General features: G+C 62.5%; 18 protein-coding genes. 5 read left to right on the forward strand and 13 right to left on the reverse strand.

What is annotated here, in order from left to right:
• Nucleotides 1-38 precede the first annotated feature (38 nt).
• The 3 genes from AC19YX_RS25025 to AC19YX_RS25035 all read right to left on the reverse strand — a co-directional run bounded on the left by AC19YX_RS25025 (nucleotide 39) and on the right by AC19YX_RS25035 (nucleotide 2,906).
• Nucleotides 39-1,190, reverse strand: coding sequence for a TDT family transporter (locus AC19YX_RS25025; protein WP_500607254.1), 1,152 nt, complete (start codon nucleotides 1,188-1,190; stop codon nucleotides 39-41).
• A 105-nt stretch (nucleotides 1,191-1,295) separates the two neighbouring features.
• A complete protein-coding gene (locus tag AC19YX_RS25030) occupies nucleotides 1,296-1,625 on the reverse strand; it encodes a cupin domain-containing protein (protein ID WP_500607255.1) in 330 nt (109 codons plus the stop codon).
• Nucleotides 1,626-1,700: 75 nt separating this feature from the next.
• Nucleotides 1,701-2,906: an MFS transporter gene (locus tag AC19YX_RS25035; RefSeq protein WP_500607256.1), complete on the reverse strand. Its 1,206-nt coding sequence runs from the start codon at nucleotides 2,904-2,906 to the stop codon at nucleotides 1,701-1,703.
• Nucleotides 2,907-2,997: 91 nt separating this feature from the next.
• Between AC19YX_RS25035 and AC19YX_RS25040 the strand changes: the two genes are divergently transcribed.
• Both AC19YX_RS25040 and AC19YX_RS25045 read left to right on the forward strand, forming a co-directional pair.
• A complete protein-coding gene (locus AC19YX_RS25040; protein ID WP_500607257.1) occupies nucleotides 2,998-3,540 on the forward strand; it encodes a TetR/AcrR family transcriptional regulator in 543 nt (180 codons plus the stop codon).
• A gap of 189 nt (nucleotides 3,541-3,729) precedes the next feature.
• On the forward strand, nucleotides 3,730-7,200 hold the full coding sequence (locus AC19YX_RS25045; RefSeq protein WP_500607258.1) for a hybrid sensor histidine kinase/response regulator: 3,471 nt from the start codon (nucleotides 3,730-3,732) through the stop codon (nucleotides 7,198-7,200).
• A gap of 48 nt (nucleotides 7,201-7,248) precedes the next feature.
• Here the strand turns inward: AC19YX_RS25045 and AC19YX_RS25050 are convergent, their stop codons facing one another.
• Both AC19YX_RS25050 and AC19YX_RS25055 read right to left on the reverse strand, forming a co-directional pair.
• A complete protein-coding gene (locus AC19YX_RS25050; RefSeq protein WP_500607319.1) occupies nucleotides 7,249-8,616 on the reverse strand; it encodes a DNA recombination protein RmuC in 1,368 nt (455 codons plus the stop codon).
• A 175-nt stretch (nucleotides 8,617-8,791) separates the two neighbouring features.
• Nucleotides 8,792-9,115 carry a sel1 repeat family protein gene (locus AC19YX_RS25055; RefSeq protein ID WP_500607259.1) on the reverse strand — a complete coding sequence of 108 codons (324 nt, stop codon included), beginning with the start codon at nucleotides 9,113-9,115 and terminating at the stop codon, nucleotides 8,792-8,794.
• Between the two features lie 919 nt (nucleotides 9,116-10,034).
• On the opposite strand from AC19YX_RS25055, the gene AC19YX_RS25060 reads away from it, so the two are divergent.
• The 3 genes from AC19YX_RS25060 to AC19YX_RS25070 all read left to right on the forward strand — a co-directional run bounded on the left by AC19YX_RS25060 (nucleotide 10,035) and on the right by AC19YX_RS25070 (nucleotide 12,469).
• Nucleotides 10,035-10,259: a hypothetical protein gene (locus tag AC19YX_RS25060; RefSeq protein WP_008051046.1), complete on the forward strand. Its 225-nt coding sequence runs from the start codon at nucleotides 10,035-10,037 to the stop codon at nucleotides 10,257-10,259.
• Nucleotides 10,260-10,539: 280 nt separating this feature from the next.
• Nucleotides 10,540-11,022, forward strand: a complete 483-nt coding sequence (locus AC19YX_RS25065; RefSeq protein ID WP_078470787.1) for a hypothetical protein — start codon at nucleotides 10,540-10,542, stop codon at nucleotides 11,020-11,022.
• A gap of 145 nt (nucleotides 11,023-11,167) precedes the next feature.
• Entirely contained in the window at nucleotides 11,168-12,469 is a 1,302-nt protein-coding gene (locus AC19YX_RS25070) for an OmpP1/FadL family transporter (protein WP_500607260.1), read from the forward strand.
• Nucleotides 12,470-12,558: 89 nt separating this feature from the next.
• Here AC19YX_RS25070 and AC19YX_RS25075 read toward each other — a convergent pair whose 3' ends face one another.
• Genes AC19YX_RS25075 through cobU form a run of 8 tightly spaced genes read right to left on the reverse strand, consistent with a single transcriptional unit; the run spans nucleotide 12,559 to nucleotide 17,890 of the window.
• Entirely contained in the window at nucleotides 12,559-13,110 is a 552-nt protein-coding gene (locus AC19YX_RS25075) for a glutathione peroxidase (protein ID WP_500607261.1), read from the reverse strand.
• Nucleotides 13,111-13,166: 56 nt separating this feature from the next.
• The gene (locus AC19YX_RS25080) at nucleotides 13,167-13,289 is read right to left on the reverse strand and encodes a hypothetical protein (protein WP_274609809.1); all 123 of its coding nucleotides are present in this window, start codon (nucleotides 13,287-13,289) and stop codon (nucleotides 13,167-13,169) included.
• Nucleotides 13,286-14,494, reverse strand: coding sequence for an MFS transporter (locus AC19YX_RS25085; protein ID WP_078470790.1), 1,209 nt, complete (start codon nucleotides 14,492-14,494; stop codon nucleotides 13,286-13,288). Before AC19YX_RS25085 ends, AC19YX_RS25080 begins: the two co-directional genes overlap by 4 nt.
• Before the next feature lie 53 nt (nucleotides 14,495-14,547).
• On the reverse strand, nucleotides 14,548-14,952 hold the full coding sequence (locus AC19YX_RS25090) for a MarR family winged helix-turn-helix transcriptional regulator (RefSeq protein WP_078470791.1): 405 nt from the start codon (nucleotides 14,950-14,952) through the stop codon (nucleotides 14,548-14,550).
• A 58-nt stretch (nucleotides 14,953-15,010) separates the two neighbouring features.
• A complete protein-coding gene (locus tag AC19YX_RS25095) occupies nucleotides 15,011-15,742 on the reverse strand; it encodes an adenosylcobinamide-GDP ribazoletransferase (RefSeq protein WP_500607262.1) in 732 nt (243 codons plus the stop codon).
• 2 nt (nucleotides 15,743-15,744) lie between these two features.
• Entirely contained in the window at nucleotides 15,745-16,320 is a 576-nt protein-coding gene (gene cobC, locus AC19YX_RS25100) for an alpha-ribazole phosphatase family protein (RefSeq protein ID WP_500607263.1), read from the reverse strand.
• Complete coding sequence (gene cobT / locus AC19YX_RS25105) at nucleotides 16,317-17,372, reverse strand: nicotinate-nucleotide--dimethylbenzimidazole phosphoribosyltransferase (protein WP_078470794.1); 1,056 nt, start codon at nucleotides 17,370-17,372, stop codon at nucleotides 16,317-16,319. The genes cobC and cobT overlap by 4 nt, the downstream gene beginning before the upstream one ends.
• Nucleotides 17,369-17,890 (reverse strand): bifunctional adenosylcobinamide kinase/adenosylcobinamide-phosphate guanylyltransferase, encoded by a 522-nt coding sequence (gene cobU, locus AC19YX_RS25110; protein ID WP_078470795.1) that lies wholly within the window; start codon nucleotides 17,888-17,890, stop codon nucleotides 17,369-17,371. The genes cobT and cobU overlap by 4 nt, the downstream gene beginning before the upstream one ends.
• Nucleotides 17,891-17,896: the final 6 nt, after the last annotated feature.

Consider the following 17,896-nt stretch of genomic DNA (forward strand, 5'->3'; position numbering starts at 1 on the left):
CTTTGATCCAGGCCACAACCTTACCTAATCCTGAGCAATTATTTCGCTAATCCTGCGATGCAGGGCGAAACAAACAGCTCGCCTTTATAGGCGCCTTGCACGGTGCGCTTGGCCACGATCAGCCACATGATCGCCAGTGCCAGCACCAGCACGCTGCCAAAGATACTGAAGAAGCTCAGGTTCAAGGTGCTCGCCAATTTCAGGGTGGCCAGCGCGTACACCCCCAAAGGAAAGGTAAAGCCCCACCACCCGAGGTTGAACGGGATGCCGGCACGCAGGTAGCGCCGAGTGATCAAGACCGCCATCAACATCCACCACAAGCCGAAGCCCCACAGCGTGACCCCGGCGACCAGCCCCAGCCCGGCTGCGATTTCGCCGATGCCTGGCAAGCCATTGGCGGCGAAGATCGCTGGCGCGTCGCTCCCCAGCAGCAACATGCCCAGGGCCCCGGTGCCGATCGGTCCGAGGGCCAGCCAGCTCGAGGCGGCCATGCTCTCGTGAGGCAATTTGTGCAAGGCCATGCGCAGCATGAGGATGGTCAGGATGCTGAAGGCCACGGGCAACGAAAACGCCCACAGCACGTAACTGGTCACCAGCACTACCCACTGCGAGTGCGCCTCCAGCAGATGGGGTGCAAGCAGGCCGCCACTGGCCGCCGCTACTTCCGCAGCCACCACCGGCAGCAGCCAGACGGCAGTCATCTGGTCGATGCTGTGCTCCTGGCGGGTGAACATCATGTAGGGGATCAACACCCCGCAGGCCAGCGACAAGGCCACATCCAGCCACCACAAGACCTCGGCCAGCGACACCACGCCCTGGCCCCAGCGCGGTACGCCAAATAGCAGGAAGCCATTGATGATGGTCGCCAGCCCCATGGGAATGGTGCCGAAAAACATCGAGACCGTGGAATGGCCGAAGATCCGCCGCGCTTCATCGAAAAACAGAATCCAGCGCGCGGCATAGGCCGCGCTGAATAACAGAAACAGAAAAATGGTGAACCACCACAAGCCTTCGGCCAGCAGGTGCAAACCCGGGACTTGCAGCGGCAACTGGGCCAGGGCCAACGCCAGGACACCGGTGCCCATGGTGGCGGCGAACCAGTTGGGGGTGAATTGCCGAATGGCTTCCCGTGGGTGCTGCAACTGGCTCAGCGGACGGCGCTGGCTGGCGGGAGTTTTAGAGCATTGCATGGCGTGCCTCCTGTCCTCTGATGAGGTGGAGCCCATGATAGAAGCGAATCGAATATCTATATAACGGGTAATTTCTCTATCTGTTATCTACTTTGCAGATATAGATCAGACGCTGCCTTCGCTTTCGATCACCAGGATTCGCGCCACGCCTTGTGGATGGGCCACATGCTCGGTACCGACATCCGCATAAAAGATATCGCCCACCTCCAACTGCACCGCCTTTTCAACGCCCGCCTCCCGGTAACGCATCTGCACGCAGCCATCGAGCACCACAAACACTTCCTGGCCATCGTTGATGTGCCATTTATAGGGCTGGTCGGTCCAGTGCAGGCGGGTGGTGATGCCGTTCATGGAGGCGATATCCAGCGCCGCCCAGGCGCGATCACCGGTGAAGGATTTGCTGCGAGTAATCTTGGTCACGGCGTGCTGCTCCATAACGGGGTCCATGCGCCCTGGCGCTTCAGGAACGCAAGGCTAACCCAAGGCGACAGGAAATCGGCGGCTGTTTTATCACCGGCCATTAGCGGTGCAGGCGTTGGCCGAACCTTGACGCACCAGGGCCAACAAGGCACCGACGGCCAGCACGATCAAGACCGCGCCATAGCCGTCGGTGGTGGCGATCAGGCCGAAGGTCCGGGTCAGGTTGCCGGCCAACAGCGACGGCAGGCAGAACGCCAGGTAACTCAGGACATAAAACGCCGACATCAACCCCGCCCGCTCATGGGGCAAGGCCAGGGGCACCACACTGCGCAGCGCCCCGAGAAAGCCGGCGCCAAAGCCGCTGCCGGCCACCAGGGTGCCGAAGAAAAACAGCGCCAGGCTGGCGCTGTGCACCGCACACAGAATCAACATGACCCCGGCGGCCAGCAGCCCGGCGCCCAGGCGCAACACCTTGTCGGCCGGGCGATTGCGCAGGGTGAAAATCATCAGCGCACCGCTCAGGGTCAAGACAGCAACCAGGCCGCCTCCGATCAGGTTCGAAGTGGACCCGGTGGCCGCCCGCACCAGGGAAGGCGCCAATGACAGGTAAAAACCGCCCATGGCCCAGACCGCTATATCCACCGGCAGCGCCAGCCACAAAGCCCGTCGCGCCTGGGGCGGCACATGCAGAGTCGGACGCAGCGAGGCCCAGGCGCCTGGCTGGGGGCTGACACTTTCCGGCAAGCGCCAGACGTACAACGCCTGCGCCACGAACAACAGCAACAGAATCCAGTAGGCCAACTGCAGCGGCAGCGGCGCGAACTCCACCAGCAACCCCGTGCCCATGGCGCCGCAGGCCATGCCCAGCAAGGGCGCCACGCTATTGACCAACGGCCCCTGCTGGCGATCCGTATCGAGCAGGGCCGCGCCCAGCACGCTGGTGGCCATGCCGGTGGCAAAGCCCTGCATCACCCGCGCAGCCACCAGCCACGCCACGCTGTGGCCATTGATAAACAGCAGCATCGCCAGAATGTCCAGGAGCAAGGCAATAAAGATCACCGGCTTGCGCCCCAGGTAATCCGATAACGAACCCACCGTCAGCAAGGCGGCCAGCAGGCTCAGGGCATAGACGCCGAAAATCAGGGTCAGGGTGGCGGGGGAAAACCCCATGGCCTCCTGGTACAGGTGATACAGCGGGGTCGGCGCGCTGGAGGCAGCTAGGAAACTGAGCAAGGTGATAGCCAAAAACACCAGGCTGGGACGGTTTGACACCGGGGTGTCGGCAAGGCTGGACATGGGCACGCTCCGCTAAAGCTAATATTTTGCTTTTGCGCAGTGTGCTACTGGCTCGAGCTTAAAGCAAATTCTTTGTGTTAAGGTGCCGCCCATGGCTATTAAAGAAGGTTTACGCCCAGGCGGCCGCAGCGCCCGGGTTCAGGAATCCATCCACTCGGCAGTCCGCGAACTCCTGGAACAACAGGAGCGCGCGACCCTGACCGTGCCGCAGATCGCTGTACGCGCCGGGGTCACGCCGTCGACCATTTACCGGCGCTGGGGCGATTTGTCGGCGCTGCTGGCGGATGTCGCCCTGGCGCGCATGCAGCCAGACAGCGAGCCCGCCAACACCGGCAGCCTGCGCGGCGACCTGCGCGCCTGGGCCGAACAGTACCTGGATGAAATGAGCTCGGAGCCCGGGCGCAACATGATGCGTGACGTGCAGTGCAGCGCCACTCCCGGCTATTGCGTGACCATCCTCGGCGGCCAGTTGCGGATCATCCTCGCTCGCTACCCGTCTGCCGACACGCCGCCCAGCGTCGACCGCCTGCTTAACCTGGTGGTGGCGCCGACCGTATTCCGCATCCTGTTTTCAGCCACGCCGCTGACGGTTCCAGAGCTGCATGAACTGATCGAACTGGCGCTTGGGCAATAAGCTCGACGCCCGCTAGAAGCGCCACTAAACGCCACCTCCCCAGCCTGCCAGCCCATGCCGAAAACGGCTTGCAAGCCCTGCGACACCAGGCCACGCCAATACCATGGTCGACACTGACTAACCCCGGACATCGTGCGAGACTGTCGGGCCGGGCTGGAGTGCCCGGATGCCTTTTTGTCCGGAGTTCCCATGTCGCTGTCCAGCGGGCTGATCGCCGCCGTCGCCCTGGCCTATATGGCCATCATGTTCGCCATCGCCTTCTACGGCGACCGCCGCAGCGCGCCGTTGCCGCCGCGGGTGCGTGCCTGGGTGTACAGCCTGTCCCTGGCGGTGTACTGCACGAGCTGGACCTTCTTCGGCGCCGTGGGCCAGGCGGCGGAACAGCTCTGGTCATTCCTGCCGATCTACCTGGGGCCGATCCTGCTCCTGGTGCTGGCGCCCTGGGTCCTGCAAAAGATGGTGCTGATCAGCAAGCAGGAAAACATCACCTCAATCGCCGACTTCATTGCCGCACGTTATGGCAAATCCCAGTCCCTGGCGGTGGTGGTGGCGCTGATCTGCCTGGTCGGCGTCCTGCCTTACATCGCCTTGCAGCTCAAGGGCATCGTGCTCGGGGTCAACCTGCTGATCGGCGCCGGGGCCGATGCCATGGGCACCCGCGCGCAAGACACAGCGCTGATCGTGTCGCTGATCCTGGCCTTGTTCACCATTGTCTTCGGCACCCGCAACCTCGATGCCACCGAGCACCACCGGGGCATGGTGCTGGCGATTGCCTTCGAATCCCTGGTCAAGCTATTTGCCTTCCTCGCCGTCGGTGCCTTCGTCACGTTCGGCCTCTATGACGGCTTCGACGACCTGTTCAACCAGGCCATGCTCGCCCCGCGCCTGGAGCAATACTGGAAAGAAACCATCAATTGGCCGTCGATGGTGGTCCAGACCGGTGTCGCGATGATGGCCATCATCTGCCTGCCCCGGCAGTTCCACGTCACCGTGGTGGAGAACATCGAACCCCAGGACCTGCGCCTGGCCAAGTGGGTGTTCCCGGCCTACCTGGCCCTGGCCGCGCTGTTTGTAGTGCCGATTGCCCTCGCCGGGCAGATGCTCCTGCCCAGCTCGGTGCTGCCCGACTCCTTCGTGATCAGCCTGCCCCTGGCCCAGGCCCACCCTGCCCTGGCCCTGCTGGCGTTTATCGGTGGCGCTTCGGCGGCCACCGGCATGGTGATCGTGGCCAGCGTCGCGCTGTCGACCATGGTCTCCAACGACATGCTGCTGCCCTGGCTGCTGCGGCGCAAAAACGCCGAGCGGCCGTTCGAAGTGTTTCGCCATTGGATGCTCTCGGTGCGCCGGGTCAGCATCGTCGTGATTTTGCTGTTGGCCTACGTCAGCTATCGCCTGCTGGGCTCCACCGCGAGCCTGGCGACCATCGGCCAGATCGCCTTTGCCGCCGTGACCCAACTGGCGCCGGCCATGCTCGGCGCGCTGTACTGGAAACAGGCCAACCGCCGTGGCGTGTTCGCCGGCCTGGCCGCCGGTACTTTCCTGTGGTTCTACACCCTGATCCTGCCGATTGCGGCCCACAGCCTGGGCTGGTCCCTGAGCAGCTTTCCAGGCCTGGCCTGGCTGCACAGCAACCCGCTGGGGCTGCCGATCACCCCGCTGACCCAGGGCGTGGTGCTGTCGCTGGCGGGCAACTTCACTCTGTTTGCCTGGGTCTCGGTGCTGTCGCGCACCCGGGTTTCCGAGCACTGGCAGGCCGGACGCTTTATTGGCCAGGAAATCAGCGGCCGCCCCAGTTCACGTTCGATGCTCTCGGTGCAGATCGATGACCTGCTGAAACTCGCGGCACGTTTTGTCGGTGAAGAACGCGCGCGCCAGAGCTTTATCCGCTTCGCCTACCGCCAGGGCAAAGGGTTCAACCCCAACCAGAATGCCGATGGCGAATGGATCGCCCACACCGAGCGCCTGCTGGCGGGTGTGCTCGGCGCCTCCTCGACTCGCGCGGTGGTCAAGGCCGCCATCGAGGGCCGGGAGATGCAGCTTGAAGACGTGGTGCGCATCGCCGATGAAGCCTCTGAGGTCTTGCAGTTCAACCGCGCGCTGCTGCAGGGCGCCATCGAGAACATCACCCAGGGCATCAGCGTGGTCGACCAGTCGCTGAAACTGGTGGCCTGGAACCGACGCTATCTGGAGCTGTTCAACTACCCGGAAGGGTTGATCAGCGTCGGCCGGCCGATCGCCGACATCATTCGCTACAACGCCGAGCGCGGCTTGTGCGGCGCGGGCGAGGCCGAGGTCCACGTGGCGCGGCGCCTGCACTGGATGCGCCAGGGCCGCGCCCACACGTCCGAACGGCTGTTCCCCAATGGCAGGGTCATCGAGCTGATCGGCAACCCGATGCCCGGTGGCGGTTTCGTCATGAGCTTCACCGACATCACCCCGTTCCGCGAAGCCGAGCAGGCGCTGACCGAGGCCAACGAAGGCCTGGAGCAGCGGGTTGCCGAACGCACCCACGAACTGTCGCAACTCAACGCCGCGCTGACGGAAGCCAAAGGCACCGCCGAGTCGGCCAACCAATCCAAGACACGCTTCCTGGCGGCCGTCAGTCACGACCTGATGCAGCCGCTGAACGCCGCTCGCCTGTTCTCCGCCGCTCTGTCTCACCAGGACGACGGCCTGTCCACCGAAGCCCAGCAACTGGTGCAACACCTGGACAGCTCGCTGCGCTCCGCCGAAGACCTGATCAGTGACCTGCTGGACATCTCGCGCCTGGAAAACGGCAAGATCAATCCCGACCGCAAGCCGTTCGTACTCAACGAACTGTTCGACACCCTCGGCGCCGAATTCAAGGCCCTGGCTCAGGAACAAGGCCTGAAATTCCGCCTGCGCGGCAGCCGCCTGCGGGTCGACAGCGATATCAAGCTCTTGCGGCGCATCCTGCAGAACTTCCTGACCAACGCTTTCCGCTATGCCAAGGGCCCGGTGCTACTGGGCGTGCGCCGTCGCGGCGATCAACTGTGCCTGGAAGTCTGGGACCGCGGCCCGGGGATTCCACAGGACAAGCAGCAAGTGATTTTCGAAGAGTTCAAACGCCTCGACAGCCACCAGACCCGCGCCGAAAAAGGCCTGGGGCTGGGGCTGGCGATCGCCGATGGCCTGTGCCGGGTGCTCAACCATGGCCTGCAAGTCAGATCCTGGCCGGGCCAGGGCAGCGTGTTCAGCGTCAGCGTGCCCCTGGCGCGTACTCCTGCCGCTGCACCCGGCAAGACCGCCGAGCTCAACGGCACGCTGCCCAGCGGCGCCCAGGTGCTGTGCATCGACAACGAAGACAGCATCCTGATTGGCATGAACAGCCTGCTCAGCCGCTGGGGCTGTCAGGTGTGGACCGCGCGCAACCGCGAAGAATGCGCCGCGCTGCTCAGCGATGGCATTCGCCCGCAACTGGCCCTGGTCGACTATCACCTGGACGACGGCGAAACCGGAACCGAACTCATGGCGTGGCTGCGCACCCAGCTTGGCGAGCCGGTACCCGGGGTGGTGATCAGCGCGGACGGCCGCCCGGAAATGGTGGCCGAGGTGCATGCCGCGGGCCTCGACTACCTGGCCAAACCGGTGAAGCCGGCCGCCTTGAGGGCCCTGCTCAGCCGCCACCTGCCGCTCTGAGCCAGACCGTCTTGGGGCCAGACCCGGCCCGGGACGAGGCGTGTGCGGTTACTCGGGCAGTTCGAGCAACTCGCCATTGGCGTCGGTCATCGCCCGCTCCAGCAGGTCTGCCGGCAGGCTCTTGCTGGCACGGGCGCCGAGCAGCTTGAGTTGTTCGCTGCGGCTGACGAGGTTGCCGCGCCCTTCTGTAAGTTTGTTTCGCGCCGCACTGTAGGCCTTGTCCAGTTGCTGCAGTCGATTGCCGACTTCATCCAGGTCCTGAATAAACAGCACGAACTTGTCGTACAGCCACCCGGCCCGCTCGGCAATTTCCCGGGCGTTCTGGCTTTGCCGCTCCTGTTTCCACAGGCTGTCGATTACCCGTAGGGTGGCCAGCAGAGTGGTCGGGCTGACAATCACGATATTGCGGTCAAAGGCTTCCTGGAACAGGTTCGGCTCGGCCTGCAAGGCTGCGGAAAAAGCCGCTTCGATCGGCACGAACAGCAGCACGAAATCCAGGCTGTGCAGCCCTTCAAGGCGCTTGTAATCCTTGCCGGCCAAGCCTTTGACGTGATTGCGCAAGGACAGTACGTGCTGCTTGAGCGCCGCCTGGCCAATCACCTCATCATCGGCGGCGACGTACTGCTGATAGGCGGTCAGGCTGACCTTGGAATCCACCACCACCTGCTTGTCGCCCGGCAACATGATCAGCACATCGGGCTGGAAGCGCTCGCCGTCCGGGCCCTTGAGGCTGACCTGGGTCTGATACTCGCGGCCCTTCTCCAGCCCGGCGTGCTCCAGCACTCGCTCCAGAATCAGCTCGCCCCAGTTGCCCTGGGTTTTCTGGCCCTTGAGGGCGCGGGTCAGGTTGGTCGCCTCGTCGCTCAGGCGCAGGTTCAACTGCTGCAGGCGCTCCAGCTCCTTGGCCAGGGAGAAACGCTCGCGGGCCTCGGCCTGGTAACTTTCCTCGACCCGCTTCTCGAACGACTGGATGCGTTCCTTCAATGGGTCGAGCAATTGCCCGAGGCGCTGCTGGCTGTTCTCGGCAAAGCGCTGCTCGCGCTCATCGAAGATTTTTCCGGCCAGCTCGGCAAATTGCGCCCGCAGTTCATCTCGCGAGCCCTGCAAATCGCTCAGGCGCTGTTGATGGCTTTCCTGTTGTTCCCGCAGTTCGGCATGCAGCGAGGCAGCCTGGGCATCCAGCCGGCGCAGTTCGGCTTCTTTGCCGGCACGTTCGAGGTTCCAGGCGTGGGCCGCGTCGCGGGCATTGTCGCGCTCGATCTGCAGCAGCTCGACCTCACGGCGCACCGCCGCCAGATCGGCCTGCTTGGCGCCGTTGGCCTGGCTCAGGTCACTGATTTCGTCGCGACAGGCATCCAGTTGCGCCGCCAGGCCCTCCTGGGCCAGTTGCGCAGTGGCCAGGCGCTCTTCGAGCAACGACAGTTCAGTCTGACGGCTGCTGGCACGTCGTTGCAGTTGCCAGGCCAGCGCCAGCAGCGGTACCGCCGCCGCTGCCAGGCCGAGCAACAGGCTGGTCAAGTCCATCGCCATAGCGGCTCCCGCCCTTGAAATAAAGCCTGAAGGTTAACCAAGGCGCAGGTCCTTGGACAGCTCAGTCGTCGATCTGACCCAGCTCGCGCTGTGCACGCCGATCACCCGCGCGCGCCGCCTGGCGCAGCAGGTCCTGGCCGATCCGACGATCTCGGGCATTGCCGCACTCGCGGCACATCAATTGGCCCAGGCGGCTTTGCGCAGCCACGACCCCTTCACGGGCCGGCTGCTTGAGCAGGCGTCCGGCGAAATGCTTGACGTTGGGGTTGTCGCCCAGGCGTGGGCTGTCGAGCAGCCACATGGCCACGCGCATGGAAAAGCGCTTGGGGGCGGTAACACTCGCAGGTGCGGCGGTAACAGCAGGTGATACTGAGCGAAACTTCATAAAACACTGTGGGGCAGATCAGAAGGCGCGCCACTCTACTCCTTTTTTCGCAGGGGTAAAGCTTAAAAAAGCCTGCATGCCCGTGCTAGAGCAAGCGCTTGGGACAATCCACAGAAGCTGTGGATAAGTCAGTGGACAACCCCTCCACAACTCGCCGAAAGCCCCATGGGACGGGGCTCACGCTCAAACTGACGATTTTTTCACCAGTAAAAAAAACCGATGTTTTTCATTGACTTAAATTTTCATCACAGGCAATGGCCGGCCCAACGACCCAAGTGACAGCGCGGTGACATGCCGCGCAACTAATGTGCACAAGTACCTTGTTCGGGGTTATATCGCCGCACCAGACCCGGGCGCACCTGTGGAGAAAAGTGGCTACGACGCACCGGCACCTGGGTGACGGCCCTGCATCCCCTGGCCTGAGCCCCATTGCTGGCCATGATAGATATTTTTTCCTAACACACTTGCATCCTCGCATTCAACACGATACTATCCGCGGCGTTAGTACCAAGCTGAAAGTCAATTCTGGTCGAACAAGTCCCCCGGTAACACTGCCCTCAAGCGCAGCTGCCACCGACAACATGGGATCGACCACCTCGATGGTTTCCAGGTAAAACTTACGACGACACGGCCTTTGAATCGAAAGCAAAGGGTGTCGCGAAGCACATTTACTCTGACCGAACCAACCTGCAAATTGATCAGGATCTTCACCCCGGGCCCAGAACCTTTGCCCTTGTTGTGTTGCCTGCCCTCCTAAGTACCTACCTGCCAGCCTTAGCGCATTCATATCAAAAGCGCTTGCAACTGGCTGCTTTGTTCCAGTCGGGTTCGTCGTTCGACCAATGGTGGTCGACGTTACTGGAACGTTTTAACGTTGCACGGTTCTTAACCGTGTCATTTGTAGGAACACCTAATAACTATGTCTACTCAAATCCAGACTCAGGATGCCATTCGCACCCTAACCAACGCCTTTGCACCAATGAACTGCCTGATCATGGCCGCTCGCAAAGGCTGCTTCAGCTTCACCCTGGTCAACGAACACGGCATCGCTCGTCACAGCGAACGCCTGTACCCCGATCAATACTCCAGCGCAGAACCGCTGCAGGCAGTGATCGAGCGTACCCGTCAGGCACTGGTTGCCTGAAACGCCAGAACGTCGCAACCCCAAAAGCCTCGCCTGAACGCGGGGCTTTTTATTGCCTGTTGTTTCTGTTTATCCCCGGCCGAATAAAGTACGAATAGATATAACGGTTATAACGGGAAGCCGAAAATATTTTAAAAACAGTCCTTTACATCAAACATATAACACTACACTTCAACTCAAGCGGCATGATCCGCTTCCGGCGAACCTGACCCGATCCACTGCTGCCAAGCCCGATGTCAGGCATCGCCGACCAATAACAAACCGGAGTGTCGAGGGTGTTATGGGGATTGCGGCCAGGGAACTGCGTCTGTATGTGATTCGTCCCACCCTGCAGTATCTGGGTCGCCACAGTCCATGCGCAGAATCGTTGTTGCTGGGCATCGCCGCCAGCCAATCGGACCTGGGCTCAGCCCTGCACGACCGCCGCGGCCATGGCCTCTACTGCATTGCCGAACGCCGCCACGCGGCACTCTGGGACCTGTACCTGGCCCTCGACCCCGAACTCGCCAGCCGGGTCCGGGGCCTGGCCAGCCAGCATGCTTTCCTGAGCAGCCCTCACCTGGAACTCACGGTAAATCTGCGCTATGCCACGGCCATAGCCTGGCTGCTGATCGAAGAACAACAAACCGCACTGCCGGCTGCCGACGACCTGCTCGGCATGGCTCGCCTCTGGAGACAGACTTTCCAACCCCAAGGACGGTTGCGGGATTTCACCTGCGCCTGGAAAACCCATGTCTCCCCGCTGAACCTCCTCCCCTGCTGATCGCGCTTTTTGCACGATCGGCGAAGAAACGCCATTTTTGGTCGGATTGTCCTACAAAACCGCTCTAAATCAAGGCATACAGCCTATAGCGCTAGGACGAAAATGTTGGTAATTTTCGCCCCGGTGATCACCAGGAGTTCTAATAATGAAAAAAGTAATGCTCAAAACAACCATCAGCCTCGCCGTTGCCATGGCATCCAGCCAACTTTTCGCGAGTGGCTTTGCCCTCAACGAACAGAGCATCAGCGGGATGGGTACTGGTTTCGCAGGTCGCTCTTCTTCTGCCGATGATGCAAGCACTGTATTTGGTAACCCTGCCGGCATGTCGCGCCTCAAGCGCCAGCAAGTCACCGGCGGGATGGCCGCGATTGATGCCTCGACCGACATCAAGGACACCAGCGGTAGCCGCAGCGGGACCAACAAAGGCGACATGGTGCCTTTCACCGCCGTACCAATGGGTTTCTATGTCAAGCCAATCGATGACCAGTGGGCCTTCGGTCTGGGCGTATACGCTCCTTTCGGTCTGATCACCGACTACGAAAGCTCCTTCCAGGGCCGTAACTTCGGCAGCAAAAGTGAAGTCAAGGTGGTGACCTTCCAGCCAACCGTCAGCTACGCCTTCAACGACAAGGTTTCGATCGGTTTCGGTCCAACCATCAACCGCATTTCCGGTGTGCTGGAATCCACGCTTAACACGCCGTTCACCGCGACCGATGGCCAAGTGCAGATCAAAGGCGACGATATCGGCTACGGGTACAACATTGGCGTTCTGGTTCAAGCCACTGACACCACCCGTGTCGGCCTGACCTACCACTCCAAGGTTGATTACAAGCTTGAAGGCCACACTACGGTCTCTCCAGGCGCAGGCACAAACCCGCTGATCATGAAGGGCGCACGCTACGACGCGTCGCTGAAAATCCAGACGCCGGAATCCCTCGACCTGTCCGTGACCCAGGAGCTCAACGACGCCTGGACCCTGTACGCAGGTACCACCTGGACTCGCTGGAGCCGCCTGAAAGACATCACCGTGGATAACGAAGGTGTAACCGTAGCTGCTGGCGGCGGCGCAGCCCCAGGCGCCTTCACCACCATCAAGGAAGACCAGAACTGGCATGACACCTGGGCCTATGCGATCGGTACTTCGTACCAGTTGAACAAGCAATGGGTCCTGCGTACCGGTCTGACCTTTGACCAGTCGCCAACCAACAACACCGATCGCTCGCCACGCATTCCTACCGGCGACCGGACGATTTTCAGCCTCGGTGCTGGCTGGTCGCCAACTGAAGACCTGACCATCGATGTGGCCTACTCCTACCTCAAGGAAGAAAAGGTCAACATCAACCGCAGCAACACCAGCCCGACCGCTTCGCCATTGGCACGTAGCTACAACGCCGAATACGAAAACAGCGCCCACGGTTTCGGTGTAGGTGCTACCTACCGCTTCTAAGCATCATCGCCGGGCCAACTCCCGCGCTGAGAAACGAAAAAGCCCCGCATCCAACAGGATCCGGGGCTTTTTTATTCAGTGCATTGAACTCAGGGTTGGGAAGCCAGGGCTTTTTCCACCGCCTCGATCAACTCCGGGCTGTCAGGCTTGGTCAAGCTGGAAAAGTTGGCAATCACCCGCCCCTGGCGGTCGACCACGTACTTGTAGAAATTCCATTTCGGCGCGCTGCTCTGTTCGGCCAGGACCTTGAAAAGGTGCACGGCGTCCGGGCCCTGGACTTTCTGCGGCTCGCTCATGGTGAAGGTCACGCCGTAGTTGACGTAACAGACCTTGGCGGTTTCCGCGCCGTCCTTGGCCTCCTGTTTGAAGTCATTGGAGGGCACGCCCAGCACCTCCAACCCTTGCTCCTTATAGCGCTGATACAAGGCTTCCAGACCTTTGAACTGCGGGGCAAAACCGCAGAAGCTCGCGGTGTTGACCACGATCAACGGCTTGCCAGCAAAGCGCTGGCACAGGTCGATGGACTCCTTGGCGTGGAGCTTGGGCAACGAGCCTTGCAACAGGGATGGGCAGTCTGCGGCCCAGGCCGAACTCCCCAGGGCAACGAATAGAGCTGGAACCGCAAGCCAGCGCATCAACATATTCTGCGTCCTTGATCAAATCGTCAGACTGCGACGTTACTCGTCTGCCGTCGCCCCTAGCAAGCGCCCATGCCCAACTCCATCAGCGCCAGCCCACCGCGCTGCCAGCCCCACCAGGCCAGCAGCACCAGACCAGTTCCGAGCACCAGGCCCAAGCCAAGCCAGCCTATACGTCTCACACCGCGCCTGCCTGGGCTTGCAGGCGCGCCACCGGGCGCTCCCGCACTGGCCAATTGAGAGCGGCCGCCAACAGACTCAAGAGAATCGCCACCTGCCAGATCAAGTCATAACTCCCGGTTCGGTCATACACCACGCCTCCCAGCCAGCCACCCAGGAACGAACCCAACTGGTGGAAGAGAAACACAATGCCGCCGAGCATGGACAAGTTGCGCACGCCGAACAAGGTCGCCACCGTGCCGTTGGTCAAGGGCACGGTCGACAGCCAGAGAAAGCCCATCGCCATGCCGAACAGGTAGGCGCTGGTCTGGGTCACCGGCAGCCACAGGAACAACCCGATGACCACCGCCCGCAGCAGATAGAGGCCGGTCAGCAAGCGCGGCTTGGACATCCGCCCGCCGAGCCAGCCGGCGGTATAGGTACCGAAGATATTGAACAGCCCGATCAGCGCCAGCACCGTGGTGCCCACCGTGGCCGGCAGGTGCTGATCCACCAGGTAGGCCGGCAAGTGCACGCCGATAAACACCACCTGAAAGCCACAGACGAAAAAGCCGAAGGCCAGCAGCCAGAACCCGGAATGCCCGCACGCCTCGCGCAGCGCCTGGCCCAGGCTCTGCTCATGACCGAGCACCGGCAATGGCTTGTCCTTGAGCATGCTCACCAGCGGCACGATCAGCGCCACCAGCAGGCCCAGTACCAGCAGGGCCGAGGACCAGCCCAGCCAGCCGATCAGCCCCAGGGTGCCCGGCAACATGGCGAATTGGCCGAACGAACCGGCGGCACTGGCGACGCCCATGCCCATGCTGCGTTTTTCCGCTGGCAAGGCACGGCCGACGACGCCGAGAATCACCGAAAACGAGGTCCCCGACAGGCCGATGCCGATCAGCAGGCCGGCGCTCAGGGACAGCGACAACGGCGAATCCGAGAGCCCCATGAACACCAGGCCGATCGCATAGAGCACGCCGCCGATCAGCACCACCTTGGCCGCGCCAAAGCGGTCAGCCAAGGCGCCGGTAAAGGGTTGCGCCAGACCCCAGATCAGGTTCTGCAAGGCGATGGCAAAGGCAAACACCTCACGCCCCCAGCCAAACTGCGCGCTCATGGGCGGCAAGAACAGGCCAAAGCCGTGACGCACCCCGAGGGACAGCGCCAGAATCAACGCACTGCCCAGAAGCACCCAACCGCTGGTACGCCACATCGATGACATTTTTATTCTCCAAATTGCGGGTATCTACCCGCTTATAAGCGAACGAATGGCGTTCAAGCCAATTCGTTGAGCAAGGCCAACAAGGTTTCGCGCTTCTCTGCACCCAGGCGATCGATCAAACGCTGCTGCGCGGCTTCCCAGGCCGGCAGCGCCGCCACCAGGCGCTCACAGCCGGCTTCGGTCAGCAACACCAGGCGATTGCGCTGATCTTCACCCTCCACCAGCGTCACCAGGCCCTCGCCTTCCAGAACCCGCAAATTGCGCCCCAGGGTGCTGCGATCCAGGCCCATGGCTTCGGCCAGGCTGGAAATACTCGGCTGATCCAGGCGTTGCAGATTGCACAGCAAGGAATACTGGGCAACGTTGATCCCGAAGCCGTCGAGGGCGCCGTCGTAGTACCTGCTGACGCCACGGGCGGCACGACGCAGGTTGGTGCACAAACATTGAGAAGGAAGCATGGTGCGTGTATATACCCGCGATTCATGTAAAGCAAGAATTTTGCATTCAAGGCCCGGCTCAGAACAACGCCAGGCCCACCAGCACCGCCACTTCCAACAATTCCAGCAAGGCCCCCGCGGTGTCGCCCGTAGTGCCGCCCAGACGGCGCAGCATCAGTTGGCGCAGCCAGAAGAACACCACGGCCGACAACAGCAGTGTGAACACGCCGAGGTAACCGGCAAGCAGCACGCACCCCAGCGCCACCACCGCCAGCACCTGACGCCCGGCACGCCGTGGCAGATGATCGGCCAGCGCCTGCCCCAGCCCCCCGGGACGCACATAAGGCGTGCACAGGAACAGTCCCAGCAGCGAAGCACGTCCGATCAGCGGCGCCAGCAACAGAGCCACACCGTGATGCTGCTCGATCAACGCCACCAGCGCGACGAACTTGAGCAACAGCACCAACACCAGGGTCACCACCGCGATCGGCCCGCTGCGCGGGTCCTTCATGATGGTCAGCGTCCGTTCACGATCACCAAAACCGCCGAGCCAGGCATCGGCGCTGTCCGCCAATCCGTCCAGGTGCAGGCCGCCGCTGAGCAGCACCCAGGCACTGAGCAGCAAGGCCCCATGCAGCAGCAACGGCGTACCGTCGAGCAGCCCGTTGAGCCCCCACAACACAACGCCAAACAGCCCCCCCACCAGGGGATAGAACAGCAGCGAACGTCCCAGTTCCTGGGGTTGCGGCATGCCGGGCAGGCGAATCGGCAAGCTGCTGAGAAACTGCAAGGCGATCCAGAACGGCAGCATATTCAGCAACCCTCGCTCAGGCGCCGATCCGCCTCGACCCGCAACGCAAACAAGGCGCCGTGAGCCACCTCGACATTCAGCAACTGCTCGCGGGGCAAACCCCGTGCCCGGGCCAGCAACAGGCGCATCACTCCACCATGGCTGATCAACAACACACGCTGCCCGGCGTACGCCCCGTGCAGACGCTCGACAGCCGCCAATACACGCTCGGAAAATGCCAGCACCGGCTCGCCCGCAGGCGGCGTGAAGCTGTAAGGGTCAGCCCAGAACCGCCCCAGGGCCTCGGCGTCGGTCTCCATCAGCGCGGCGGCACTCTGACCTTCCCAGGCGCCGAAATGCAGCTCCTGCAAGTCTTTCTCCAGGGTCACCGGCAACCCCAGGCGAGCCCCCAGCTCCTCGGCAAAGCGCGCGCAGCGCTGCAACGGCGAACTGACCAGCCGATCCCAGGGCCCCTGGGCCTCGACCGCCAGGCGCATCTGCTGCCAGCCCTTGGCAGTCAGGGCATCATCCAGGCTGCCGCGCAAGCCGCCACCGAGTTCGGTTTCGCCATGGCGCAGCAGGTCAAGGTGCAAGGTCATGCCGGACGATCCGCCACGGCGGCTTCGGCAAAGGTCGCCATCTGCCCGTGCAGGTCGCAGGCCAGGCGCAACAGCGGCACCGCCAGCGCGGCACCACTGCCTTCACCCAGGCGCAGGCCAAGTTCAAGCAGCGGCTCGGCGCCAAGGATGTCGAGGACATGCCGATGACCCGGCTCAGCACCGCGATGACCGAACAATAGCCACGGCCGGCAACCCGGGTTGAGGCGTACCGCCACCAGGGCGGCCACAGTGCAGATAAAACCATCCACCAGGACCGCGATCCCTTCCTGGGCGCACGCCAAGTAGGCCCCGACCAGGGCCGCCACTTCAAACCCGCCCAGGTTGAACAGGGTCTGCAGAACGTCTTCACGCTGGGCGCCGTGGAGCTGCAAGGCGCGCTCGATCACCTGCGCCTTGTGGCTGACACCCGCCGCATCGAGCCCGGTGCCGGGCCCGGCGAGATCCGCCACCGGAATCTCCAGCAGCGCACAGGCAATGGCACTGGCCGAGGTGGTGTTGCCGATGCCCATTTCGCCACCGATAAACAACTGGCTGCCTGCGGCCAGGGCCCGTCGCGCACTATCGCGACCGGCCTGCAAGGCTTGCTCACCCTGGGCCCGGGTCATGGCGGGGCCATTCACAAAGTTATGGGTGCCGGGGCCGAGGTTGAGGTGGCGCACGCCTGGCAGATCCAGGCCCGGGTTGATGGTGCCCAGATCGACCACTTCCAGCTGCGCACCCAGTTGCCGCGCCAGCACGCTGATCGCCGCGCCGCCGCTGACAAAGTTGAGCAACATCTGCCCGGTGACGGCCTGCGGATAAGCCGAAACACCTTCGGCCACCACCCCGTGATCACCAGCAAAAATGGCGATCCACAGCTGGCTCAGCTCGGGCTTGACCCGCCCTTGCAGCCCGGCCAGTTGCACCGCTGCCAGCTCCAGGCGACCCAGAGACCCGGCCGGCTTGGTCAACTGCTGCTGACGGGCTTGCGCCTGTTCCAGGGCCTGGGCGTCCAGCGCTTTGCACGGTTGCAGCCACCAGGAGTCATTCATAACGCAGTTCCTTTCAAAGTCAGGGGCAGGCCGGCGACCGTCAGGATCACTCGCTGACAACGCTCGGCCAGGGCTTGATGCAACCAACCGGCTTCATCGACATAGCGGCGAGTCAATTCGCCCAGCGGCACGACACCCATACCGGTCTCGTTGCTGACAAAAATAATCTGCCCAGGCAATGCCTCCAGGCACTGCAACAGCGCTTCGCGCTCGGCCGCCAGGCGTTCGGCGTCATCGAGCATCAGCAGGTTGGTCAGCCACAGGGTCAGGCAATCCACCAACAGGCAACGCTCGGGCGCGGCGTTTTCCCGCAACACCCGGGCCAGGGCCAGGGGTTCTTCGATCAATGCCCAGTGCGCCGGACGTCGCTCGCGGTGATGCAGGATGCGCTGGTTCATCTCGCCATCCAGCGGCTGGCTGGTGGCGATATAAGTCACGGCCAGGGCGCTGTCGGCAGCGAGCTTCTCAGCCAGGCGACTTTTCCCGGAACGGGCACCGCCGAGTATCAGTTGCAGCATGCTTGG

The sequence above is a fragment of the Pseudomonas sp. MF09150 genome (genome assembly GCF_059862355.1).